The sequence below is a fragment of the Candidatus Electronema sp. JC genome (assembly GCF_048287365.2).
GTDB lineage: Bacteria > Desulfobacterota > Desulfobulbia > Desulfobulbales > Desulfobulbaceae > Electronema.
In genome coordinates this window covers 77,717-95,103 of the sequence record NZ_JBLWEM020000040.1, presented here as the reverse complement: position 1 = coordinate 95,103, position 17,387 = coordinate 77,717, and the positions used below count along the sequence as shown (strand labels likewise).

The 17,387-nt window shown below is 59.4% G+C and carries 15 protein-coding genes; 6 read left to right on the top strand and 9 right to left on the bottom strand.

All coding sequences use genetic code 11. From position 1 onward, the window contains the following. Window positions 1-222: 222 nt before the first annotated feature. Window positions 223-1,149: a manganese-dependent inorganic pyrophosphatase gene (locus tag ACNKH3_RS06875; RefSeq protein ID WP_420208711.1), complete on the bottom strand. Its 927-nt coding sequence runs from the start codon at window positions 1,147-1,149 to the stop codon at window positions 223-225. Between the two features lie 257 nt (window positions 1,150-1,406). Here ACNKH3_RS06875 and ACNKH3_RS06870 point away from each other — a divergent pair, with 257 nt between their 5' ends. Beyond that, on the top strand, window positions 1,407-2,390 hold the full coding sequence (locus tag ACNKH3_RS06870; RefSeq protein ID WP_420208710.1) for a hypothetical protein: 984 nt from the start codon (window positions 1,407-1,409) through the stop codon (window positions 2,388-2,390). 58 nt (window positions 2,391-2,448) lie between these two features. Here ACNKH3_RS06870 and ACNKH3_RS06865 read toward each other — a convergent pair whose 3' ends face one another. Together ACNKH3_RS06865 and ACNKH3_RS06860 are read right to left on the bottom strand one after the other, a co-directional pair. After that, window positions 2,449-3,093 (bottom strand): outer membrane protein, encoded by a 645-nt coding sequence (locus ACNKH3_RS06865; protein WP_420208709.1) that lies wholly within the window; start codon window positions 3,091-3,093, stop codon window positions 2,449-2,451. A 53-nt stretch (window positions 3,094-3,146) separates the two neighbouring features. Further along, a complete protein-coding gene (locus tag ACNKH3_RS06860) occupies window positions 3,147-3,572 on the bottom strand; it encodes a hypothetical protein (RefSeq protein WP_420208708.1) in 426 nt (141 codons plus the stop codon). A gap of 67 nt (window positions 3,573-3,639) precedes the next feature. Between ACNKH3_RS06860 and hpt the strand changes: the two genes are divergently transcribed. From hpt to cbiE, 5 genes are read left to right on the top strand one after another with little or no spacing between them, the layout of a single operon-like run. Beyond that, the gene (gene hpt, locus ACNKH3_RS06855; protein ID WP_417917218.1) at window positions 3,640-4,161 is read left to right on the top strand and encodes a hypoxanthine phosphoribosyltransferase; all 522 of its coding nucleotides are present in this window, start codon (window positions 3,640-3,642) and stop codon (window positions 4,159-4,161) included. 15 nt (window positions 4,162-4,176) lie between these two features. After that, on the top strand, window positions 4,177-6,447 hold the full coding sequence (locus ACNKH3_RS06850; protein ID WP_420208707.1) for a DUF2304 family protein: 2,271 nt from the start codon (window positions 4,177-4,179) through the stop codon (window positions 6,445-6,447). A 2-nt stretch (window positions 6,448-6,449) separates the two neighbouring features. Then, complete coding sequence (locus tag ACNKH3_RS06845) at window positions 6,450-7,862, top strand: ArnT family glycosyltransferase (protein WP_420208706.1); 1,413 nt, start codon at window positions 6,450-6,452, stop codon at window positions 7,860-7,862. Between the two features lie 12 nt (window positions 7,863-7,874). Beyond that, a complete protein-coding gene (locus tag ACNKH3_RS06840) occupies window positions 7,875-8,663 on the top strand; it encodes a glycosyltransferase family 2 protein (protein ID WP_417916447.1) in 789 nt (262 codons plus the stop codon). After that, window positions 8,650-9,930 carry a precorrin-6y C5,15-methyltransferase (decarboxylating) subunit CbiE gene (cbiE, locus tag ACNKH3_RS06835; RefSeq protein ID WP_417916448.1) on the top strand — a complete coding sequence of 427 codons (1,281 nt, stop codon included), beginning with the start codon at window positions 8,650-8,652 and terminating at the stop codon, window positions 9,928-9,930. The genes ACNKH3_RS06840 and cbiE overlap by 14 nt, the downstream gene beginning before the upstream one ends. A gap of 4 nt (window positions 9,931-9,934) precedes the next feature. Here cbiE and ACNKH3_RS06830 read toward each other — a convergent pair whose 3' ends face one another. The 6 genes from ACNKH3_RS06830 to ACNKH3_RS06805 are packed head-to-tail and all read right to left on the bottom strand — an operon-like array spanning window position 9,935 to window position 17,228. After that, a complete protein-coding gene (locus ACNKH3_RS06830) occupies window positions 9,935-10,705 on the bottom strand; it encodes an MBL fold metallo-hydrolase (protein WP_417916449.1) in 771 nt (256 codons plus the stop codon). Then, entirely contained in the window at window positions 10,702-11,922 is a 1,221-nt protein-coding gene (locus ACNKH3_RS06825; protein ID WP_417916450.1) for a glycosyltransferase family 9 protein, read from the bottom strand. The genes ACNKH3_RS06830 and ACNKH3_RS06825 overlap by 4 nt, the downstream gene beginning before the upstream one ends. Next, a complete protein-coding gene (locus ACNKH3_RS06820; RefSeq protein WP_420208705.1) occupies window positions 11,919-12,848 on the bottom strand; it encodes a lysylphosphatidylglycerol synthase transmembrane domain-containing protein in 930 nt (309 codons plus the stop codon). The genes ACNKH3_RS06825 and ACNKH3_RS06820 overlap by 4 nt, the downstream gene beginning before the upstream one ends. Continuing rightward, window positions 12,845-14,260: an LptF/LptG family permease gene (locus ACNKH3_RS06815; protein WP_417915911.1), complete on the bottom strand. Its 1,416-nt coding sequence runs from the start codon at window positions 14,258-14,260 to the stop codon at window positions 12,845-12,847. The genes ACNKH3_RS06820 and ACNKH3_RS06815 overlap by 4 nt, the downstream gene beginning before the upstream one ends. After that, the gene (locus tag ACNKH3_RS06810; protein ID WP_420208704.1) at window positions 14,250-15,668 is read right to left on the bottom strand and encodes a M23 family metallopeptidase; all 1,419 of its coding nucleotides are present in this window, start codon (window positions 15,666-15,668) and stop codon (window positions 14,250-14,252) included. The genes ACNKH3_RS06815 and ACNKH3_RS06810 overlap by 11 nt, the downstream gene beginning before the upstream one ends. An 18-nt stretch (window positions 15,669-15,686) precedes the next feature. Then, window positions 15,687-17,228, bottom strand: coding sequence for an Rne/Rng family ribonuclease (locus ACNKH3_RS06805; protein ID WP_417915913.1), 1,542 nt, complete (start codon window positions 17,226-17,228; stop codon window positions 15,687-15,689). Window positions 17,229-17,387: the final 159 nt, after the last annotated feature.

Below are 17,387 nucleotides of genomic sequence, written 5' to 3'. Positions count from 1 at the left end.
GAATCGGCATTCAGCGTCATCGCCCAAAAATTTCCAGCGCATATTCATGCTGTCACGTCGCATGGATTTGAATTGAAGGTGTTCTTGTTCATATTGGCCTATGGCATCGAAAAAACGATGTTATAGGTCACAACTTGGGTTCTTCGCAAATAAAAAAGGATCGGCAGGATGCCGATCCTTACTGTCACCGCCGGAATGCAGACTCCGGTTCAGCTTCTTGCATCAGCAGCCAAACGCCTTCTGGAGGTTGGGGATGGTCTGCTTCTTGCGGCTCATCATGCCGGGAATCCACATGGAGTTGCCGCTCATCTTGGTGTTGAACGCGCCTTCGATGATGGAAGCGTCATCAGACAGCACCATCAATTCGGTGCCCTCTTTGACAACATCGGTCAGCATCAGCAGCACAGTGTGCTGGCCGCCTGCGGCCTTCTTCTCCTGCATGGCCTTGTACAGAGCCTCGCGGATGGCCGGGGTGGCCTGATCCAAAGCGGCAAGCTCTATCTGGCCGCAGCCGATGGTCTTGCCCTTCATGTCGAAGTCTTTGTAATCACGGTTGAGCAGGTCCATGGCCGGAACGCCGTCAATGGCACTTTTCGCCTTCAGCATCTCCATGAACAGCGCGTCGGTGTCCTGAACAGAAGCGATCTGCTTCAGCTCGGCGACCGCCTTCTTGTCCTCATCCGTGCAGGTCGGGGACTTGAAGTTGACGGTGTCGCTGAGAATGGCGGACATCATCAGGCCGGCGATCTGCGGCTGAATGGCCACGCCCTCGGCATCATAAAGCTGCTTCAGCACAGTGCCGGTGCAGCCGACAGGCTTGACGTAACAGAAAATCGGGCTGTTGGTGGTCACATCGCCGATCTTGTGGTGGTCAACAATGGCGACCACATTGTCCGCGCTCAGGTTGTCTGGGGCCTGCTTCAGGTCGCTGTGATCAACCAGCGCAACGGTCTTGCCAGCCGCATCAGTCATCAGTTCCGGCGCGGGCACGTTGAAGCGGCGCAGCACGGTCTGGGTCTCCGGGTTCATCTCGCCCTGCATGGACGCAATTGCGTCGGTGCCCTTGGCCTTGAGCAGCTCGGCGTAGGCAATCGCGGCGGTGACGGAATCGGTGTCCGGGTTTTTATGACCAGTTACATAAACAGCCATCTTGGTATCCTCCTGAAGGGATGAAAGTATGCAGCAACGTATTTTTATGCGCAGGTTCCGCTGGAAGCGGCCCCCATATGGACTGAAAAAATGTTTCCTGTACTATTTAGCCCGTTCGGCTGGCAGCGTCAAGGGGAAAAGCGGCGGATTCTCCGGCCCTGCCGCTGCCGCCCGGTTTTTTCTTTGCCGACAGCCGCCGCAATCTGATAGAGTAGAGCTGAACATTCAGAAAAAATCCATAAAACAGCAGGAAAGCCATGAAGAGCAGGAAACGCGGGAAGCCGGAGAGAACGGGAAGGAAACTGCCGCTTCAGTCCATCGCTTTAGGCTGCACAGTGCTGGCGGCGGTGCTGGCCGGAGCGTGGGTTCTTTTTCCCAAAGAGATTGAGGAGGCTGCCAGAACAGCGGCACAGGCTGTCGGGCTTCAGCCGGAAGAGCCGAAGAAGCCGGAAGCCTCGCCTTTTCCCATCCTGAAGCCGGAGTCAGGAGAGAAGCCTGCCGGGCCGCCCGCAGAGCAAGGGACGCAGGCTGAGCCGCCGTCGGCAAGCGTCAATCTGCCGTCAGGGGAAACCGAGCAGCCTGCTCTTGTCCCGGCAGCAGGACAGCCCGTGCCGCCGCCGATGAGCTGCTCTCAGGCGGCGGGTAAGCTGCGCGGCTTTCTTGACGATATAGAGAAGAAAAGCTACCTGAAGGAATTCAATCTCAGGCAGCCACTGCGCAAGCATTTGGACAGCATGAAGGACAAACTGGTCGCCAAGCCGCCTGCGGTGGTGCGGGAGACCGACGATCTCTACACCGTGATTTCCAACACCGCTCATTTCTTCAGGGTCATCGGCAAGGACAACATCCAGCTGCTCAAAACACTGCTGGAACAGGAGCAAGGCCAGCTGGAAGACATGTCAGCCGCCCTTCACGCCGCCAGCATCGGGCCGGACTGCCCGGCGGACACCGTGCAGCTGCCCTTCAGCATGGCCTATGAGTATTCTGTGTTCTTCCTCAACACCATCGGCGGGCGTTCCTATCTCTTCCGCCGCGAGGCACGAACCCGTCTGCTGATCAACTATTACGCCCTGCTGCTGATTGACGAGGCGAGCATCCGGGGTGTGAACCGGCATGGGACAGAAATCAGCGGCATGATTCAGCCGCTGATCCGGGAGATGGAGGCCAACAGCCAGCTGGCCCGCAAGGAGGAGTATCTGGCCAAGCTGCGCGGCCTGGCGGAGCGGCATCCGGCCCGCTGACCTGCATGACGCAAGGCGCGGAAAAATTCCGTTCCTTGCGCGCCTGTCGGCAGAAAGGTCAGAAAGAAGCCCTTATGCCGCCGTAGATGTTATGGCTGGCGTAATCAAATTCAGCCGTCTCGGCATTGTCGTCCAGCTCCAGATCAACCGCTGCGAAATAGCGGTATTTCAGATCAAGGGCCAGATTGTAGTTGAGCGCGTAGCTGAAACCGCCGCCGACCTGATAGGCCATCGCTGTGCCGTCCGCCTCGCCCGGAATGCTGCCGCCGTCAATGGCGACATCGCTCAGCTCGACCTTGGTCAGACCAAGACCCGCGCTGACAAAGGGGGTCAGCGCACTGATGTTGTTGAAATCATAGTAGCCGTTGAGCAGGCCGGTCATGCTCTTGGTCTCACCGGACGCTTTCGCGCCAGTCCCCGGCCCTTTCAGGCTGAGACGGTCCAAGTCGTTCTGCTGATAGGACAGTTCGGTCTCCATTCTGAAGTTGGGGCCGAAATCATAGCCAAGGGCGGCAGCCAGCGCGACACCCGGATCTGACTCAACCTCCAAAGTTCCTGTGGAAGTTTTCAGGTCGCCGTCGTTCAGGGTGGCCAAGCCGCCGCTGAAGCTCGCGTAAGGCCGTCCGACGATGCCGCTCTGGGCGGCGGTGGCAAGGGGCAGCAGGGCGGCGCAGGCCATCAGCAGGGCAGTTTCTCTCTTCATCTCTCTTCCTCCGTTCATGTTGTATTTCAGCGTGCTCGCAATGCAGCAGCTCTTCAAACAGAAATAAACTCCTCTTGCAGCATCTTGTCAATCCAATCCAGCAGGAATTGCCGCTGCGCCGGGCTGGCCCAGGCGATGCAGGAGCAGTGCATGTTGTGCGAGCTGCGGACGAGAAACTCCGCCCGCAGCTCGTTCCGCTCTAAAATTACAGAGAAATAAAACGGCCCGCAGTCCGGGTGCGCCTGCTGAGGCGGGGCGAGCAGGTCCGGCGGCAGCTCAAGCCAGTGTGTCCCCTCAATGGGGCCGTGCTTGAGGCTGCGTTTAAGAAAGCTGTCCAAGTTGTCGCGCTCAAGAAAAGAAAGCTCGTCGATCAGATACTGACGCATGGCGGCGGAAAGGTTCAGATTGGCAGATGCCTCCTCAGTAACCACGCCGGGCCGCGCTGTCAATGCGGTCGCAGCGCGTTTTCCGCTTGGCATTCCGCGCTGATCAGTTTAGGATGCAGCACGGCTGGGATAAATCATCTTTTCTTTCCACGATGCGAAGATGGAACATTCAGAGACAGTTTTTGACCGGCAGGCCATCGCAGGCCGGGTCGCGGCCCTTGGGCGGCAGATCAGGACGGATTACGAGGGCAAACAACTATTGCTGATCGGGGTGCTGAACGGCGCGTTCATCTTTCTCGCCGATCTGGCGCGGGCGATTGACATGGAGCTGGAAATTGACTTCATCCGGGTGGCGAGCTACGGCGACGCATCCGCCAGCAGCGGCTCGGTCGTCCTGCGCAAGGAGCCGGAGCTTGATCTGTCGGGCAAGCATGTGCTTGTAGTGGAAGATATTGTGGACAGCGGTCTCACCGTCGCTTGGCTGCGGGACTATTTCGCCGCCAAACATCAGGCGGCCTCGGTCAAAATCTGCGCCCTGATTGACAAGCAGGAACGCCGGACAGTGCCGGTGCAGGCCGATTACGCCGGTTTTCAGGCCGCCAGCGGTTTCTTGGTCGGCTATGGGCTGGACTGCGCCCAAAAATACCGCAACCTTCCCGACATCCGCGCCGTCAAGGCATGATCCGCTGAACAGCTCATGGACGCAATCAGCAGCTTCATTGACCGCTGGGTAGGCACCGCCCTGCCGCAGCTTTTCCTGCTTTTCCTCGGCGTGCTGCTGGTGATTCTCGTCGTCACCGCGCTCTGGGATCGGCGGATCAACCGGCTTGGCGGCGTGTTCGGCCTGCTGACCGGCCTGCTGATGGCCGCAATCGCCTTGGAGGAAAGCCTGGCCCGCTTCATCGGCGGACTGGAGCCAGCCTTCCGCGTCCGCCTGACCGCCGCCCTGTTCAGCCTCTCCTTGCTCTTCCTCACCGGCTCGGCTTGGGCAAAAACCGGTCTGCAACGCCGCTACGGCCTGACTTGGGCGGCGGTCAGCCTGATTGTCCTGCTCACCGCCTTGTTTCCCGGCCTGCTGCACACCTTCCCCAGTCTGCTCGGCGTGCAGTACGGGCTGGCAGTGGCCGCGCTGTTCATCGCCTTCCTCCTCCTCTTAGTCTTCCATTTTTCCATCACCATTTCCGAGCTGGAAAAACAGCAGCGGGCACTGCTGCGGCGGATCAGCAGGCTGGAAGGACTTCCTGCCGAGCCGGAGGAAGACGAGGATGAACCGGTCAGACTATGGGCCGGTTTCTGGCAAAAATGGCGCGGCATCTGCCGCCGTCCGGCCAGAGGCACCACGCTTGGCGCGCCGCTGATCATCCTCGCGGCGGCGGCCAGCGTGTTTTTGGTGGGCATGTCCGCGCCGCAGGTGATGGTCGGCGACGAGGTGACGCATTATTACATGCTGGAAACACAGGCCAAAGTGCTGCCGCTGCCCAATTTTAAGGCGGAAATCCCGACCGGCTGGGGCGAAAACGAAGTGCGCGTTTATCCGCACTCCTTTCTCTGGCATTATCTCGGCGCAATTTTCTTCCGCCTGACCGGCGGCTCCTTTGCGGCGGTGCAATTTTATCAGGCTCTGTATCTCATCCAGTTCCTCGGCATCGCCTATTTGCTCGCCAAGAGCCGAGGCGGGGTGCAGACGCGGGCGGCTATGCCGTATCTGCTGATTCTCGCCAGCCTGCCGATGACCCTGATTTTTACGGTCACTTTCTATCAGGACGTGCCGATGGCTGCGCAGGCGCTGACCGCCTTTTATCTGCTGCGGAAAAACCGCTGGCTGCTGGCCACGTGCTTCATGGCCTTCGCCTTGGGCATCAAGGTCAACGCCATGCTCTTTTTTCCGGCTTTCTTTTTCTGCCTGACGGTCTGGACAGTCCGGCGGTGCAGCCTCAAAAAAACAGCGGCCATAGTGTCCGGCTCCGTCCTGCTGATTGGCCTCTGCACGTGGGGCTTAGGTGAGGCGATCAGCAGCCAGACTGGCTCAAAATTTTATCCAGCGGCAAAATTTCAGCAGCTTGTTCGGACAGTTGAGCGGAGCATCTGGCTGGAAGAGAAAAAGCCGAAAAAGTCTGCGTCAGCACCGCCCGCCGTGCAGCAGTCAGCTCCAGCCGAAAATCCTGCCAAAGCGAAAGCCAAGGTGATCACCGAGCAGAAAGCCTCGATCATCGCCAATCATCCCGGTGATCTGCGGGTTAAAGCCAATTATTTCATCTACGGCGGTCTGCTGCTCTGGCTGCTCCTCCTGACCGGCCTTGCCGGCGCAGGGCTGCGTCTGCTGCGGCATCAGCCGCCTGCGCAAAAAGACTCCAGCTGCTGGCTCTGGGGCACAGGCTTGTCCTATATTCTTACCGCCGCCTTTTTTCTTGCCAGCGCGCCAGACGCGCGTTTTTTCCTGCCCGGCCTGCCGTTTATCCTGCTGCCCATCGCTGAGCAGACAGTGCGGCTGCCCCGGCCCAAATGGCTGATCTCGCTCTTGGCTAGCCTCGCCTTTCTGCAAGGCGGCTATGTTTTGACCAAAACGTGGAACCTGCGGCAAATCAGTCCTGATCTCCGTGAGGCGATTGCTTGGCTGCGGGAAAATCCGCCGCAGCCAAGCCGGATTTTCATGTATCCAGAGGGCAACTACCGTCTTTTTCCTGTGCCGCATGAATGGTATCTGAAATATCATCTGCGCGATTTCTGGCGGGCGGACAACGAGCTGCGGGCCGAGGTGCTGCGCAAATTCCGCATCGGCGCAGTGGTGATTAAAAAACACCTCGTCGCGCCGGTGGATGAGAACATCACTGATCTGGGCGTGTATCCTGATTATTTTGCCCGCGATGTGCGGCAGGACGAACGCTTCCGCAAGCTCTTTGAGAACGGCGCGGTCGTGATTTTTCAAACACCGCAGCAACAATACGGACAAAAGGTTGAAGCAAAATGAATATGACTTCTAAAATCAAAGCGGTAAATCCTATTTACCTGCTTATCCTCTTGTTCTTTTTGTTCAAGCTGAATCATATTCATCACCCCTATTTCTGGGATGAGCTGGGCGTGTATTCACGTGCAGCCTTATATATGTTTGATCACCAGATCAGCATGATGCCGAATGCCATTCCGCCTGAATTATCCAGAGGCCATCCTCTTCTCTGCACAGTGATTTTCGCCATTGGATACAGAATATTTGGGCCGCACGTCTGGGCTGGTCATTTCGTGGCACTGCTGTTTAGCTGCGGACTGCTGCTTGTGCTCTACCGGCTGGCAAGGGATTTGTTCAGTCATGAAGTCGGCTTGCTTGCCTGCGCCCTGCTGGCGGTGCAGCCGGTTTTTATTGCCCAATCCAGCATGGTCCTGCCGGAAATCATGCTGGCTTTTTTCTGCACTGCCTCAATCCATGCCTATCTGAAAGAGCGTTTCCTTCAAGTCGCTCTTTTTTCAATACTGGCGATCATGACCAAAGAAACAGCCGTCGTTTTGCCAGTCTGCTTCGGACTGCATATCCTTCTGTTAATGATCTGGCAGCGAAAAATTGACAAGGACAGCCTGACAAAACTTGGCCTGATTTCTGCGCCTCTGTTTGCTTGGGGTATTTTTCTTGCAGTCCAGAAGCTGCAAAATGGCTGGTTCTTCTTTCCACTGCATTCAGATTACGTCTCCTTCTCGATTGCGGATATTTATCCGCGCCTTTTTTATTATTTAAGTTTTATCTTCAAAGGACAGGGACGTTATCTATGGAGCGTAGTTATTATTCTTACTACAACCATATTTCTTATAAAGAATTCGGGTGAAATAAAAAACTATTCCGTTTGGCGCATGACAGAGCAGCAGAGCAAGATATTGCTTTTCATTGTATACATAGCTGTATCTTTGGCAGTTTCTTCGCTCAACTTTCATTTGGCGAGATACATCCTCATGATCATGCCGCTCATCACCTGCTTGGTTGCCGCGCAGTTTTTTTATCTCACCCAGCAAATGCGGAGAAAAACACTATGGATCATACTGCCTTTGCTTGCTGTTCCTTTTTTTTATTACAAATCAAAGGTGTTCAACGTTGACGCGGACATGAGCCATGCCGATATTGCCGCCGCGCAGCAGGAGATTATTGCCGAGCTGAATCAACACGCTGCCCCTGACACAGCCGTTGGCGCGGCCTTCCCTGTATATCCAGCCTTGCTGGATAAAAGAGCTGGCTCCTCAGTCTTTGATTACACAAGAGTTGTCGGTTGCGGAGACAAAAAAGCGCGTTATATTATTTTTTCATCGCTGGATGATTGCAGGAAAGACAACAGAGGAATGACGCTCCTGCAAGAGAGAAAAAATGCTGTTTCAGTGACGCAGCTTTACCAAAGGAACAACTGAGAGGAGAACAGAGTGTACAAAGGGCTTCGCGTTGTCGTTGTCATGCCTGCATACAACGCTGAAAAAACATTAGTGCAAACGTATCAAGAGATCATGGCGCAGGAAATCGTTGACACTGTTATTTTGGTTGATGATGCCAGTTCAGACAGCACGGTTGCTGTGGCGAAAAAATTAGAAAACGTGCAGTTAATCATTCATCCGCAGAACATGGGGTACGGAGCCAATCAAAAAACTTGCTATAAAGCCGCTCTTGATGCTGGTGGGGATATTGTCATCATGGTTCATCCAGATTATCAATACACGCCGAAACTCATTCCTGCGATGGCCTCGCTGATCGGCAATGGCTTATATTCCTGCGTGCTTGGCTCAAGAATTCTTGGCGGCTATGCTCTGCGGGACGGAATGCCGATTTGGAAATATATTGCCAACCGTTTTATCACCTTTTTTGAAAACATCATCATGCAGGCGAAGCTGTCTGAATATCATACCGGCTACCGGGCCTTTTCCAGACAACTGCTTGAATCTATCAATTTGACAAAAAATTCAAATGATTTTGTCTTTGACAACCAAATGCTGGCGCAGATTCTTTGGCAAGGTTTCACAGTGGCTGAAATCACCTGTCCGACGAAATACTTTGCAGAAGCGTCCTCAATCAATTTTGCCCGATCTGTCCGCTATGGTTTTGGCTGCGTAAGCACCGCGATCCAATTCAGATTGGCTAAGATTGGGGCGATGCGCTCACCTTTGTTTGAGCAACAGTGTCTCGCGACCTCGGAGGACGAGATTCTTGACCACCTTTAAGATACTGCTCTGCGGCATCAGCGGCGGCAGACTGGAGCCGGAGCTGCGCCAGCGGATCGAATCCTGCGGCGCGGTCGCGGCTGCGCAGCGGCACCATGAGCTGCTGGCCGGACTGGAGCTGCGCCGGATCGCCATCACGCCGGTGGAGGAAATGATTTTTGAGGCAGCCGTGGCCCTCCAGAACAGCGGCGTGGCAGTGCTGGCCTCCGGCGACCCGCTTTTCTTCGGCATCGGGCGGACGCTGCTGGAGCGCTTTGGCCCGGAGCGGGTGGAGATATTCCCGGCGGTGTCCGCAGTGCAGCTCGCCTGCGCCCGCTTCAAGCTGCCGTGGGATGACCTGACGCTGATCAGCCTGCATGGCCGCCCGCCGGGCCTGCTGGCCGGAAAGGTTTTCGCCCGGCCCAAGACGCTGCTCTTCACCGACCCCCGCCGCAGCCCGGACCGCATCGCCGCCGAGCTGCTCGCCCTGCTGAAGGAGCACGGCGACACCGACCGGCTCCAGCGGCTGCATATCCGGGTGGCGGAGAACCTCGGCCTGCCGGAAGAGCGGCTCTGGCAGGGCAGTCTTGAGGAGACGGCGCAGGCGAAGTTCGCTGATCTCAACCTGATGCTGATTGAGCAAGCCTCGGCAGGCTCGGCTGACTCGGCAAGCTCGGCGGACGAAAACGAGGCGGACGCAACTGGCTCGGCCTGCGTCTTCGGCTTGCAGGAGGATGAAATTGTTCACTCGCGCGGCCTGATCACCAAGGATGAGGTGCGGGCGGTGATTCTGCACCGGCTGCGTCTGCCCGCCAGCGGGGTCTTCTGGGATGTGGGCGGCGGCTCCGGCTCGGTCTCGGTGGAAGCGGCCCGGCTCTGCCCGGAACTGGCCGTCTATGTCATCGAGCAGAAAGAGGAAGGCTGGCGCAACATCCGCGCCAACATCGCCCGTTACGGCCTCTACAACATCACGCTGGTGCGCGGCCAAGCTCCTGAGGTCCTGCGCGGCCTGCCCGACCCAGACCGGATATTCATCGGCGGCAGCCGGGGGCTTTTGGCCGAGATCATCGCCCCCTGCGCCCAGCGGTTGAGCAAAGGCGGCAGGCTCGTGGTCAGCGCGGTGCTGCAAAACACGGCGGAGCAAGCCCCGCTGCTGATGACCGCTAACGGCTTGGATGCCGACTCCCGCACCATCGCGGTGACGCGGGAGCAGAAGGACTTTGACGAGGACGGCCAGCCGTCCGGACTGCGCCTGAACCCGATCACCATCATCACCGGGAAAAAGTGACGTTTCAGAGGGAAAAGAACTGCGTTGGCTGCTCCTGCCCGGCGATGTCCAGACGGAAGGCGGGATTCAGCAGCCCGACTTCCTCCCGCATCCGCGCCTGAACCAGCTCCGGCAGATTGTTGGTGCTGCTGAGGTGGGCCAGCACCACCTGCCGCAGCGGCGAGCCGGTCAGCTCGGCCAGAAAACGGGCCGCGTCGTCATTGGCCAAATGGCCTTGGCTGGAGCGCACCCGCTGTTTGACCGGCAGCGGATACGGGCCGTCGGCCAGCATCTGCGGATCATAGTTGGCTTCTAAAATCAGGGCCTGACAGCCCCGCGCCCGCTGCCGGATCAGGGCGGTGATTTTGCCGGTGTCAGTGCAGCAGCAGAGCGAGTTTGCGCCGTCGGAGATGACAAAGCCGACCGGATCGGCGGTGTCGTGGGAGACGCGGAAGGGATGAACGTGCAGGTCTTGCAGGATGAAGGCACCGCCGGTTTCAAATTCAGGCCGCTGATGCAGTTCTTGCAGCCTGCCCTCGGCGGCGCGGTGCGTTCCGACGTTGGCATAGACTGGCAGCCTGAGCTGGCGCGACAGCACCCCAGCCCCGCTGATGTGGTCGCCGTGCTCGTGGCTGAGAAGGACGGCGGTCAGGTCTTCAGGTCTGCGTCCGATCAGCGCGAGACGGCGGCGGATTTCCTTGCCGGAAAATCCAGCATCTAACAGCACAGCGGTGGAGCCGGACTCCACCAGCACGGCATTGCCCCGCGAGCCGGAGCCGAGGACGCAGAACCTCATTGGCTTGCGCGCAGCAATGGCTCAATCGCCGCGAAGACCTGCTCCACGCTGATCGCTTGCAGGCATTTGTTGTCCGTGCAGGGGGTTTTGCGGTGATTGGCCGCGCTGACGCAGGGCGAGCAGGCCAGCCCGGCGTAAATCGGCGTGGCCTTGCCAAGTGAGCCGTAGAGCTTGGGCGTTTCCGGGCCGAAGAGAACAAAGACCGGCAGAGGAGTAATTGCCGAGAAATGGCCTGGCCCGGAATCGTTGGTCACCATCAGCGTTGAGATGCTGTAGAGCAGCGGCAGCTCGGCCAGCTGCACCGCGCCTGCGAAGTTGACGCAGCGCAGGCTGCCGACAGCCGCGCACTGCGCTGATGCCTCAGCCCGTTCCGCAGGTGCGCCGGTGATCAAGACCAGCACGTCCGGCGCAGCATCCAGAATGCGCCGGATCAGCTCGATGAAGCGTTCCGCAGGCCAGCGACGCTGCGGCAGCATCTCGCTGGCGTTGGGGTTGATCAAAACTAGTTGGTGCCGGGCAGTACCGTATTCAGGATAATGCTCCGCCACCCGCCTGCGCATTCCCGCCTGCTCCGCCTCGCTGAAGCGGAGTAGAGGCAGACTGATCTCCTCGTCGCCGATCAGCTGCTTGCAGTACGGCAGCTCCGGCTCCGCCGCCAGCAGGCTGTTGACCAAGGCGATGAAATTCTTGGCGATGTGCAGATGCGGATTATAGGCCACCCGGTGCGTGAGCATCTCGCCCCGGTAAAGGCCCTCGCCGCAGAAGCGGTGGAAACCGGCCCGATGCGCCGCGCCGCTGGCTCCAGTGAGCAAGGCGGTGAAGCGGGAGAACAGCTCCAGATCCACGACGGCATCAATCCCGCGCCGCCGTGTCCAGGCGAGGAAGCGCAGCGTGTCGGCGGCCAGCGTGACAAGGCTGTCCTCGCGCAGGGTGAAGATGTTTTCCGGCGGCACGGTGCCGAGAAGGTCAAGGCTGCCCCGGTTGCCTGCGAAGATGACAAAGAACAGCTCCGCGCCGAGCTTGGTCTTGGCTTTGCGCAGGGCGGGATCTGCCAGGATGGTTGATCCCATCTCCGACAGCTCAATGAAGAGGATGCGCTTGGGCCGGACTTGGACCGGAGGAATGAAGAAGTCACGCAGCCGCAGGGCCTGGGTGAGCAGAAAAGTCAGCGGAATGCCGATCCAGCGGTCAACAGCCCGCATGGTGTCAACCTTCAAGGTCGCGCTCCTGTATTTTTTTGAGTGAGATACACCGCCAGACCTGGCAGCGAGGAGGCCAGCGCGGTCAGCCCGCAGAGCAGGGAAAAGGCCAGCACTTTGCTTTTGTCTGCGCCCACGAGCAGGAAGAAGCCGACCATCGCCCCCTCCCGCACGCCCCATCCTGCCAGCGAAATCGGCAGGATGGTGAGCAGAATCACCGGCGGCACCAAGGCTAAATAGATGTGCAGGGGAAAATTCAGCCCCACCGCCCGTCCGGTCATAAAAAACGCGCTCATTGAGAGCAGGTGAACAAGCAGCGAAAGGCCAAGCTGGAAGCTGACCGTGCCAATTGACGAATAAACTTGGAAATAGCGTTCTGACAGTCGGCCCAGAAAGCCGAGCCGTCTGCCTGCGGCGAAGAAGGGAAATTTGCGCAGCAGAAAGAGCAGCAGCAGCCCGCCGCTCAGGGCGGCCAAGATCAGCAGAAGCGGATATTCCACCTGCGGCGGCAAGAGATGGCGGCTCATCAGCAAGGCGGCGATGTTGAGCAGGAGCAGTCCGGCCAGGCCGATAATCCGGTCGATGAAGACCCCGTAGAACGCCTCTTCCGCCGAGCCGCCGAGCCGGGCGCAGTCCAAAATGCGAATGCCGTCGCCGCCGATGCTGCTGGGCAGGCCCTGATTGAAAAAGACCCCCTTGAAAAAACTCCGCAGATAAAACAGGCCCGGCGCGCTGAAGCCCAGCCGCTCCATGATCAGCCGCCAGCGGAAGGCGGCCACCGTGTTGCAGGCGAGCTGAAAGAGCAGCGCGGCGAGCAGAAAGCCGGGCGAGGCTGCGGCCAAGGCGGCACCGGTGCTGGCCGGATCAATGCTGCGGAAAATCAGGAAGAGCAGCAGGCTCGCCACGGTCAGTTTGAGACCGTAATTCAGCAGCGGGCGGCTCATTCCTGCTCGCGTTTTTGCGCTTCAGCGGCGCAGCGCGGGCAGGGCTGGAAGCCCTCCTTGCGGGCCAGCCGGACGCTGCGGAACTGCAAGCTGGCCCGGCGGCTGCGGTGCTGCGGGCAGCCGGGCAGATGAAAGACGCGGCTGGACGGCTCCGCATGAACCAGCAGACCGGTCCGCGCCGCCGCCGCTGGCCGCCGCCGTTTTTTCCAAAGACGGGCGGCCAGCTTGCGCCATGGCGTGAGCAGCAGCCCGAAAAGCCAGCTCAGGGCGGTGGTCAGCGGCTCCGGGATCACCGGGCGTTCCTGCTCGGCCCGGCGGAAGACGAACAGGGTCAGGGCGGCGAAAAGCAGGTTGGGCAGCCACATGCCGACCGGCACCGGCACCGCCTTGTCCTCGGCCAGCACCTTGCCGATGGTCGAGACGATGTAATAAAGCACGAAAAAAGCCAGCCCCAGCGGGATGCCGACGGCCCGGCGGCCCGGCCCGGACTGAAGCCCCAGCGGGATGCCGAGCAGGCTGAGGATCAGGCAGCCGACCGGCATGGCCAGACGGTGATGGTATTCGGTCATGAAGGTGATCACATCCTGCGGATGCGCGTCCGGACGGCGGGCGGCCTCCAGCAGCTGGGCCTGCGACATGCTGCTCTTGCTGATCTGGGTGACATCGTCGCCGTCAATTTTGGTCGGCGGCTTGAGCGGGATGCTCAGCTGATAGCGGCGGAACCGCACGGTCTGGCCGTCAAAGCCGCTGGCGCTGTGCAGCGTGCCGTCTTCAAGGAAGATTGTCACCGCCATCCGGCTGATGTCCGCCTGCATCTGGCCGTTTTTTGCCATGATGATCACTGGCTGCTGGCGGCCCCGCATGTCCGAGACATAGACCCCTTGCCACGCGCCGTCCTTGTCGGTCTCATCAACATAGACCACGACCTCGCCCAGCGCTTCGGTGAATTTCTTCTCCTTGATGCCTTTGTCGATTTTCTCCTTGGCGAGCTGGTACATAAGCTGACGCATGGCCACCTCGCCCGCCGGAATCAGGCGGACGGAGAACCAGCCGGTCAAGGCGGCAATGGCGGCGGCAAGCAGCACCACCGGCGGCAGCATCCGGCGCAGGCTCACGCCGCAGGTTTTGAAGGCCAGCAGCTCCCGGTCGTTCGTCAGCCGGGTGAAGCCGATGATCACGCCGGTCATTCCGGCCATCGGAATGACGTAGAGGAGCAGATGCGGAAAAATATAGGAGAAAAGGCGGACGAAATCAGCAAGGCCGATGCCCAGATCCAGCACCACCTCCAGCAGCGGAATCAGCCGTACCAGAAAAAAGACGCTGTACAGGATGACGAAGCTGGCGAAAAAAGGTGCCAGCAGCTCGCCGACAAGATAGCTGTGCAGCAGCGGGGAAAGACCCTTACGGCGCATGAGCCTCCTGAGCGGGCGGCGCGGCAGGCTTGGGACTGATGATGTTTTTGATGTTCACATTGATCCAGTTCTGATCCCACCACTCCACCGGGGTGACGAAAATGCCGTGCACGAGCATGGAGAAGTGGAGATGATCTCCGGCGGCCATGCCGGAGGTGCCGGAACGGCCTATGATTTCATTCTTTTCCACCAGCTTGCCGACGCTGGTCTCTATCCGGCTGAGATGCGAGTAGAGGCTGCTCAAGCCTTGGCCGTGGTCAAGGATCACCACATTGCCGTAGATGCCGAGATAGTCGGCGAAAACCGCCCGGCCCCGGTTGGCGGCCCGGATTTCAGCCCGCGCCGTGGAGGCGATGTCAATGCCGAGATGGGTCTGCTGGTCGATCTCCTGGCCTTTATGATAATAAGTGCGCTGATCGGCGAAGGCCGCCCGGCCCGCGCCCGGCATCCGCAGGAAGCGGTCCTGCCAAAGCTGCTCCTCCGCCGTGTTCCGGCAGGCTTCGGCAATTTTATCCGCATTCCAGACCCGCACCTTCTGATTGACAAAAAGGTACTGATCCAGCGGCGTTCCTTTCATCTCCGGATAATGCTGCTGAAATTCCGGCATCTTTTTTTCCAGAAAGCCTTCGGAAATTTCAATCCGGTCCCTTTTTTCTTTAGCCTTCTTGAAGTGGACGGAGAAGGGCGACTGCCCTTGATTGCCGGCCTGATCCGCGCCGACCACCCGCGTGTCTTCCGGCTTGGCGCTGTCCCAAGGCAGGGCGATGTAGGCGACATGCTGCCGCTCTTTGCCGTGCAGCGGAAAGCCCCGGAAAAACAATTTGTCGATCACAACGCCGTGCCGGGCCAGCGGCTCCGAGGAGCTGTACACGACAATGCCGCTGCCGCCTTGCAGCAGATGCATCTGCGCGTGCTCCACCGTGATCGCCGGAGGCGCGGAATCCACAGTCACCGGCAGGCGGAGTTCGGTGCTGTTGCGCTTGAGCGAAAAATCCTCAGTCATGACCACCAGCTCCGCAGTGCCTTCCTTGAAGCCGAGACCCTTCGCGTCCATCTTGACCGTCTCCCGCACCTCTGCCGGGCCGGCCTGCTTGAGCCAGGACTGGCGGGGAAACTCGCGGCTGAAGAGCGGATAGGCCGTGCCGTTCTGGAAAACAGTGACCGCAATCCGGCGCACGCCGCTCTTGCTGTCCGCCGCCCGCACCGGCAGATCCGCCGCCCCGCCGATGAATTTGATCTCCTTCTCCACGGCGATTGTCGGCGTTTCAAACTCCATCAGCACAAACAACGCCGCGCCCGCGCCGATCGCCGCAAGCATGGACAGGACAATCAAAGCCAAGCGGATCAGCTCTTTGGCTTTGGCGGAACGGAAAAAGGAGCCGGAACCTCGTCTGCTCTGTTTGATCATGATCATTGTCTCGTCCTGTTATACATTCCAGATAAGCTCGTACCGCTGAAGATGCAGCTCCGGCGCGGCGGCCACCGCGATCGGCCTGCCGGTTTCTGTCTCCAGCCGCCGCAGGTGCCCGGCCTCTTCGCGCAGAAGCAGCTCGGCCAGGCGGGGATTGACCCGGACAGTGAGGCTGCCGCTGCTGACCGCCGCCGCGTCGCGGGCAATTCTGCGGAAAATTTCGTAGCAGAGGGTGCGCCGGGATTTCACCGCGCCGTCGCCGCCGCAGCAGGGGCAGACCTCGTTCAGCGTCCGGGAGAGGTTCTCGCTCGCCCGCTGCCGGGTCATCTGCACCAGGCCGAAATCAGACATCCGCAGAATATTGACCCGGTTGCGGTCATTGGCCATCGCCTCAAGCAAGGCTTTGTGCAGGGCCTCGCGGTGCTGCTCGGCCTCCATGTCGATGAAGTCGATGATGATGATCCCGCCGATGTTCCGCAGCCGGAGCTGGGCCGCGATCTCGCGCACCGCCTCCATGTTGGTCTTGTAGATGGTCTCAGCGAGATCGTTCTTGCCCACATAGCGGCCCGTGTTCACGTCGATCACAGTCAGGGCCTCGGTGGTCTCTATGATAATATACCCGCCGGAGCGCAGCCAGACCTTTTTGTCCGCCGCCCGGCTGATCGCCCCTTCAATGCCGTACGCCTCAAAGAGCGGCGCCTCGCCGTCATAGTGGACAATGCGGCTTTTCAGCTTGGGCGCAAAGGTGCTGACAAAGCGCAGCAGCCGCTCATGCTCCTCGGCGGAGTCAATCACCACTTCGTTGATGCTGTCCGTGAGCAGGTCGCGGGCCGAGCGCAGCACCAAGCTGATGTCTTTATAGACCAAACCAGGCACCGGCGACCGCTGGGCGGCGGCTTTGATGTCGTCCCAGAGCAGCATGAGGAACTCCATGTCCGCCTCGATTTCCGCGCTGGTGACGTTCTCAGCCACAGTGCGGACGATGAAGCCGGTGCCTGCGGGCCGCAGGCTCTCGATCTTCCGGCGCAGCTCCTCGCGCACCCGCTCGTTCTCAATTTTGCGGGAAATGCCGATGTGCTCGGTCAGCGGCATGAAGACCAAGTTGCGGCAGGCCAAGGTGATGTGGCAGGTCAGCCGCGCTCCCTTGGTGCCGATGGGGTCTTTGGCGATCTGCACCAAAACCGTCTGCCCCTCCTTGAGGAGCTGCTCTATGCCGGGATGCGTCGGACAGCGGTTCGTCAGCGAGGGGTCGTCCGGGTAATGCCGTCGGCAGCAGCGTTTTTCATCTCCGCCGCTGGCTATCCGCTCCTCCAGCCTAGCGACGACCGATGAAGCGTGGACATCATCGACATAAAGAAAGCCGGTGCGCTCCAAGCCGATCTCGACAAAGGCGGCCTGCATTCCCGGCAGCACCCGCACCACCCGTCCGCAGTAGATGTTGCCGACCAGCCCTTTTTCAGCAGGGCGCTCGATGTGGAATTCCAGCAGGTTGCCGCCTTCCACCAGCGCGATGCGGTTCTCGTAGGGCGCGGCGTTGATCAGTATGTCTGTGTACATCGGTGTGCTGGTCGTCTGCGTGCAACAGGCATGGTCTGACAGCGCGGCGCGAGGCGGCGGGGGGAGAATGCTGCGGCAGCTGAGGGAACCCGTTCAATTTTATTGAAAAAAGCCGGACAAGACAGCATCCGGCCGCATGAACCCGATGATATGATACCT